Here is a 7,169-nt window from a genome sequence, read left to right as displayed (position 1 = left end):
CGCGGTGCCGCACGGCGTGACTCGGCGTCCGGCAATCCCCACGGCCCTGCCTAACCACCGGCACTCCCACCAGCCCGGCTGAGCGCCCCGCCGCGCCGTACAGCATGGCTGAGCCCCCCGCGGTGCCGCACGGCGTGACTCGGCGTCCGGCAATCCCCACGGCCCTGCCTAACCACCGGCACTCCCACCAGCCCGGCTGAGCGCCCCGCCGCGCCGCACAGCATGGCTGAGCGCCCCGCCGCGCCGCACGGCGTGAGCGTCCCGCGGTGCCGTACGGCGTGGCTCGGCGTCCGGCAGTCCCCCACGGCCTTGCCTAGCCTCCGGCTCCCACCAGCCTGGCCGAGCGCCCCGCCGCGCCGTACAGCGCGGCGCGGCGTCCGGCGGCCCCTTACGGCGTGAGCGTCCCACGGTGCCGTGCGGCGTGGGTGAGCGTCCGGCGGCGCCGAGCGTCGTGCTGCGGCGACGGCGCGGCCCAGCTCGGGCGGGTGACTGGACGACCCCGCAGGCGGTGTGGGTATGCCAGTGGCCGTTGTGCAGTTCGGCGTGGTGGCGGCAGGGCAGAGGCAGGTTGCCGATCTTGGTCTCGTGCCGTCAATCCGGACGTTGTTGTATTGCCCGGCCTCAACCGGTTGCCGCGAAGGCAGCCGCTTGCTGCAAAGCGTCATCGTCCGCCCGCCACCGCGACCGGGCCACGCTGGTCTCTTCGGCGGCAGGTGGATGGACGTCCGGCAGTGCCCCACATGCGGGCTGCGCCTCCGGCGGTCCCCCACGATCTGGCTCAGCATCCGGTGGTGCCGTGCAACCAGGCAGGGCGTCCGGCGGTGCCGTGCATCCAGGCAGGGCGTCCGGCGGTGCCGTGCATCCAGGCAGGGCGTCCGGCGGTGCCGTGCATCCAGGCAGGGCGTCCGGCGGTGCCGTGCATCCAGGCAGGGCATCCGGGGGTGCCGTAGGTCGTGGCTGAGTGTCCGGTGGCGCCGTACTGAGTGGCTGGGCGTCCGGCGGTCCCGATCGTCGTGCGGCGGCGGCCGGTGGGGCCGTGGCCCAGCTCGGGCGGGTGACGTGGACGACGCCGCTGGTGATGCGGATATGCCAGTGACCGCGGTGGACGTCGGTGTGGTGACGACGGCATAGCAGAGCCAGGTTCGAGACTTTGGTGTCGCCGCCGTCGATCCAGGAGATCAGGTGGTGGGCGTCGCACATGACCGGCGGGGCGCCGCAGACCACGCAGCCGCGGTCGCGGGCCTCCAGGGCGCGGCGCATCGCCTTGGTGACCAGGCGTTCGAGGCGGCCGACGTCGAGCGGTTCGGAGTTCGAGCCGAGCACCAGCGGGATGATGTTCGCGTCGCACGCCAGCCGCCGGATCGTGGCCGCTGACAGCCCGCCGCTGTAGACGGTACGCCCGATCGCGTCCGCGGTCGCGGCCTTCAAGTCTTCGAAGTCGATCGTGACCGTGATGGTCGCCTTCGCGCCATACCCGGCCACCCGACGATCCTTCCCCACCCTCCCAGCACCCCCCGCGATGCCCGCGATGCCAGCACTGCCCGCACTGCCCGCACTGCCAGCACTGCCCGCGTTGCCGGCGCTGCTCGCGTTGCCGGCGCTGCCCGCGGCGGCCGTGGTCGCCGCTGCAGGTCCGGTAGGTCCGGTGGGCGCGGTGGGTCCCGCGGTGTCCCACGCGGCGGCGGCGATGCCCAGGGCGCCGGACAAGGCGTCGGCCTGGCGCTTGTCACGGGGGCGCGGGTCGTGTTCGCCGTCGACGGTCTTGTGCGGGCGGGCCCCGGCATGCACGACCGCGCGCAGGAGTTCGGCGTTCTCGTTGGCCAAGAACCCCTTGAACTTCACGCCATTGTCCGCGGCCGACAGCGTCAGGGACTCGCGTTCATACGCCTTCAGCTCCTCGGGCTCGGGGCCGTCGGAGTCCAGCAGGTCGGCGATCTCCTTCGCGGCGGTGCGCAGCTCGCCGGGCGACAGGTGACCGGCCAGCCCGACCAGCTGCTCCGCGGCCGCGTCCAAGTGCTCCACCGGCACCCGCGACCGGACCCGCTCGAGCGGGGACACGATCGCGGCCGCCTGCGCCGGCCGCAGCAGCCAGCCGTCACCACCACCGTCCCCGGATCCGCTGTCGTCGGACCCGCTCTCGTCGGGTGCGTCGGTGGGTGCGGAGGAGGCGGTGCGGTCGAGGGCGGCCGACACGGCCGGGTAGTGCGGGGCGGTCTGGGCGAGGCGGAGGGTGCGGCGGGCGGCCGGTGGGTCCAGGCGGTACCGGAAACGCAGCAGCTCTGCGGTGTCGCGGGCGCCGAGCTCCTGCGCGTACCCGGTGGACTCGATCGCGGCGACCACGCTCAGCCGGTAGGCCTCCAGGCGGGCGAGCTCGGCTTCCAGCGTGTCGAGGGTGGACAGCAGTTCGCTGCCACTCATCGACCACGCCGGTCGCTCGCCTAGAAGTTCCATGCCACTGACTCTAGACGGTCCCACCGACAGTTTCCGAGCCGGAATCCCCTTATTTTGTGGGCAATTCGGGGGCCCACACCAGCAAACACCCCCGCGCCCTGGGAGCCGGGCGTCATCCTCCGTGGGCACCAGCACCTGCTCCGTACGCTGCACGGTTCACACCATCGGCACAGCTCCACACCTGCGCCTAGTCCAAGCCGCTCGCCGCTGGCCACCGGGCCGCAGGGTTGAGTGGCAGGATGATTCGGCAGCTGACGACATCCCTCAGGGTCACCCGGTCTGGAGCCGCCTCAATGGAGGTGGCACCCGGAGGCGGTCCAAACGGCGGTGGACGCGCGGTTTCGGCTGGCATGCCAGGATATGAAGGCATCCGGACGATCAACTCGGCGATCTTCGCGCGATCCAGTACAACAGGAATCGAGACTGCGTCGACCCAGACGACCGAGGTGCTGGTCTGCAGATAGCAGGCACCGGTCAGGCCGCGCCTGACCGGTTGAGCCGGCAGACCGCGGTGGGATTTGGTACCCAAAGAGCCGACGCGTCAGAAGTCGCGTCGGCCCACATTTCACGACAGCGAGCACCAAACGGTGCTTCAAGCCGAGTTAATGCTCCTGGCATGCTTCTTCAGGTGAGTGGTTGGCTCGCCTGCAGCCCGCGGTGGGATGAGTGCCAATAGCCGAGGTGTCAGGGGTCGTGTCGGCTCACGCTTTGTGAGGGCGAGCACGAGGCAGGTGCTTCAAGGCGAGCTCACGCTCCCGCATGCTGTTTCGAACCCAGCCAGGCGAGTGATTCACACCTCGAACTGGGTGCCTGACGCACCGGCTGATCAGCTGAGGTGTGGTCGGCCCGTACGCAGAAAGCAGATGGGTCGTCGCCCTCGGACCTCCGGGTGGTGCAGCATGCCGACATCTGAGTCCGCGAGCGTCAGCGGGTTGTGCTGGTCCGGCAGGGCAGGCCCGAACCAGATGGTTCCTCGAAGGTCGCCAGCCTGCTTCCGTAGTCCTGGAGCACCGCCGACTGCAGCCGACCCCAGGCAGGCACCCCAACGTCCGCTCTGTCGCCCTTGCTTTGGTGCCTGTCGAAGAGTCACCAGACCGCCAGCCAAGTTCCTAGTGCTGGAGCGTCAGCGGTAGGCGCGGGCCTGGAGTTCGAAGAGTTCGGCGTAGCGGGCGTTGGCGGCCAGGAGGTCCTCGTGGGTGCCGAACTCTTCGATGCGGCCGTTGTGCATGACAACGATCAGGTCGGCCATGCGGACGGTGGAGAAGCGGTGGGAGACGAGGACGGTGATGCCGCCGGTTTCGGCGGCGGCTATCTTGGCGGCTGCGGCGTACTGCTCGTAGAGGCGGTGCTCGGCTTCAGGGTCGAGGGCCGCGGTGGGCTCGTCCAGCAGGAGCAGCAGCGGGCGTTCACGCATGAACGCCCGCGCCAGCGCCAGCCGCTGCCACTGCCCGCCGGAGAGTTCGACGCCGTCGGTGAACTTCTTGCCCAGCTGGGAATCCAGCCCGCGCGGCAGCCCGGCGACCACAGACGCCGCGTCGCCGCGGAGCACGGCGGCCCGGACGGCGTCGTCGTCGCCGGCCCGCTGTACGTCGCCGATGCCGACGACCTCGCGCGCGGTGAGCTCGAACTTCACGAAGTCCTGGAACCCGGCCGACAGCTGCGACCGCCACGCGTCCGGCTGGATCGTCGCGAGGTCCGCGCCGTCGACCAGGATCCGCCCGGTCGTCGGGTCGTACATCCGGGCGAGCAGCTTGACCAGTGTCGTCTTGCCGGCGCCGTTCTCCCCCACCAGCGCGACCGCCGACCCGGCCGGCACACTCAGGTTGATCCCGCTCAGCACGGCGGATTCCGAACCGGGATAGGAGAATCCGACGTCCCGCAACTCGATTCCGCTGGTCAGCCGCTCGGGCGCGGGGGTCGTGCTCGAGCGCCATGAGTTCTGCTTCGCGTACTCACGCAGCCAGTCGTAGCGGCTGAAGCTCCGCACGACCTCGCCGACCCAGTACACGTTCTGCGCGATGCCGCCGGTCATCTGGTCGACCTGCGGCGCGAGCAGCAGCACAAGGGTGACGTCACCCGCGTCGGACTGCCCGTTCCGCGCGCGGACGACCACCCAGACGATCGCCGCGGCGTACGCGAGCCCGAAGACCAACCGCACCGAGCCGTCGACCTTCCCACCCCACCGGGCGGCCGCGACGCGGCGCTCGAAACGCTCGGTCTGCAGCGCGAAGATCCTGTCCAGCAGCACCTTCCCGAGGCCGAACACCCGCAGCTCCAGCGCGGTCCGCGGATCCTTCGCGACCTCGATCAGCTTGTCCACCAGGCGCTCCTGCGGCAGCGAATCCTCCCACGCCTTCTGCTGCCGCGTGCTGCTCAGGTACGCCGACCAGATCCGCGCGCCGCCCAGCAACGGGAGCACGAGCAACAGCGGATGCACCGACCCGAGCAGCGTGAGCACGGTCGCGGTGTTCGTGACGGTGGCGAACGCCCAGAGCAGCACCTCGGCGCCGACGCCCATCCGCCACGCCCGCTCCCGCACCAGCTCGAGGCGGTCGGCGACGTCCGGCCGCTCGTGATGCGACAGGCCCGGGATGCCCGCGGTCACGTCCAGCAGGTCGGCGTGCACGCGACCGGCCATCCGCTCCTGCGCGGTGTCCTGCAGCGGCCAGCCGAGTCCGTCCGCCAGGAACGACACCGCGAGACCGCCGATGATGATGCCGACGCCGAGCGCGATCGTGCTCGACTGGTCCGACGCGATCCCGTCGACGAGCCGGCTCACGCCGTACGTCTGGGCCGGTGCGGTGATCGCGCGCGCCGCGACCAGGACGGTCGAGATCGCCATCAGCGCCGGCGCTGCCCGGAACGACGTGCTCAGCCACAGCCACAGGATCCGTGCCGTGCGTCCCCGCTCAGACATCGATCGCCTCCGGTCCGGTCACGTAGCGCTCCGCTTGCAGCCGGAACATCCCGGCGTACTCACCGTCGCGGTCGAGCAACTCCTCATGCGTCCCGTCCTCGACGATCCGCCCGTCGGACAGCACGCAGATCCGGTCGGCGTTGCGCACCACCGAGAACCGGTGCGAGATGATCAGCGACGCCACCCCCGAGGTGAGCTCGAGGTACCGCTCGACCAGCTCGGCCTCGGCCCGGACGTCGAGCGCCGCCGCCGGCTCGTCGAGCACCAGCACGCCCGCGCCCGCGTGCACCGCAAACAGCGCCCGGGCCAGCGCGACCCGCTGCCACTCGCCGCCGGACAGGTCGACGCCGCCGTCGAACGTCTTGTCCAGCACGGTGTCCCAGCCCTTCGGCAGACCCCGGACGACCTCGGCGATACCGGACTCGCGCGCGACCCTGACCAGCGTGAGCTCATCGCCCGCGCGCTCCACCCCGCCGAACACCACGTTGTCGGTCACCGGCAACGGGAACCGCAGGAAGTCCTGGACGATCGCGGCCACCCGCCGCTGCCACGCCGCGAGGTCGAGATCGGCGAGATCGACGCCGTCGACCAGGATTCGGCCGCTCGTCGGCTGGTACGCACCGCCGAGGAGTTTGACCAGCGTGGACTTGCCGGCCCCGTTGACGCCGACCAGCGCGAGCGCCTCGTGCGCGCGGATCGTCAGGTCGAGCTCGCGCAGCACGTCGGTCTCCGAGCCCGGATAGCGGAAACTGACCTTCTCGAAGCGGATCTCGCGCGCCGGCATCGTCTCGATCCGGTGCTTCGTCGTGACGGCCGGCTCCGGGTGCCGCTCGGCGATCGTGTCCGGCAGGTCGCGCATCGCCCGGTACGCCGACAGTCCGCGGCGGACCTGCACCACACCGAACCCGTTGTTCGCCTGCCCGATGACGAGGATCGCGGGCAACGTCGTCGCGACCTGGGTGAGCGGCAGCGAACCGTTCATGGCGGCGCGGCCGACCGCGAGGATCGCGACGCCGTTCGCCAGCAGGTGCACGCCGCCGATCAGCATCGACCATTTCGCGTTCTGGCGACGACGGGCCCACACCGGGCGGTAGCCCGCGGTCCAGTCGCGCACATAGCGCTCGACGAGCCAGCGGTGCAGGCCGAAGACCCGCAGCTCCTTCGGGGCGTCGCGCATGCCGAGGTTGAACAGGTACTGCGCCCGGCGCTGTTCCTCGGTGTTGCCCCACCAGACGTCGATCTCACGCTCGACCAGGCGACCGCCGTACCACTCCAGGAGCAGGGTGACCACGACCAGCATCGCGGCCACCCACCACCGGAACATTGCCCCGACGATGACCGCGGACCCGATCAGCGTGACCCGGCTGGCCAGCAGCCATGGCAGCTGGCTCATGCCCTGGGCGAGATGGAACCCGCCCTTGCCCTTCGCCCGCTCCTGCACGTCCAGCACCTCGGCGTCCTCGAGGTGCGCGATCCGGCGCGGCCGGAGCAGCGGCTCGGTGATCCGGTTGCCGATCGCGCGGACCAGGCCGGCGTCCATCGTCAACGAGGCGACGTGCTGGAGCGCCGGCAACAGGCTGTCGATGACGAAGACCGCCAGCAGGGCGCCGAGCAGCAAGCTGAACTCGCCGAGCGGCATCGCGCCGGGGCGTCCCTCGACGACACCCGGCACCGCCCCCACGACCTGGCCGGTCAGCAGCGTGACCGCCATCCCCAGCAACGAGCCGAGAACGGCCAGACCCATCGTCAGAAGGGTGCTTCCAGGCGCAACACGAATCCCGTACCGCAGCAACGTCAGCAC

Annotated in this window: 3 protein-coding genes; all 3 read right to left on the bottom strand. The window is 70.9% G+C overall.

Going from position 1 to position 7,169, the window contains the following annotated elements; genetic code table 11:
- Positions 1-621: 621 nt before the first annotated feature.
- The 3 genes from AB0I12_RS03965 to AB0I12_RS03955 all read right to left on the bottom strand — a co-directional run bounded on the left by AB0I12_RS03965 (position 622) and on the right by AB0I12_RS03955 (position 7,112).
- Complete coding sequence (locus tag AB0I12_RS03965; RefSeq protein WP_359924173.1) at positions 622-2,451, bottom strand: DUF222 domain-containing protein; 1,830 nt, start codon at positions 2,449-2,451, stop codon at positions 622-624.
- Positions 2,452-3,574: 1,123 nt separating this feature from the next.
- Entirely contained in the window at positions 3,575-5,368 is a 1,794-nt protein-coding gene (locus tag AB0I12_RS03960; protein ID WP_359924170.1) for an ABC transporter ATP-binding protein, read from the bottom strand.
- Positions 5,361-7,112 carry an ABC transporter ATP-binding protein gene (locus AB0I12_RS03955; protein ID WP_359924167.1) on the bottom strand — a complete coding sequence of 584 codons (1,752 nt, stop codon included), beginning with the start codon at positions 7,110-7,112 and terminating at the stop codon, positions 5,361-5,363. The genes AB0I12_RS03960 and AB0I12_RS03955 overlap by 8 nt, the downstream gene beginning before the upstream one ends.
- Between the last annotated feature and the right edge of the window lie 57 nt (positions 7,113-7,169).

This window comes from Kribbella sp. NPDC050459 (assembly GCF_040655315.1).
GTDB lineage: Bacteria > Actinomycetota > Actinomycetes > Propionibacteriales > Kribbellaceae > Kribbella.
Note: the sequence above shows the minus strand (reverse complement) of the source record. Positions and strands in the feature narration are given on the sequence as shown.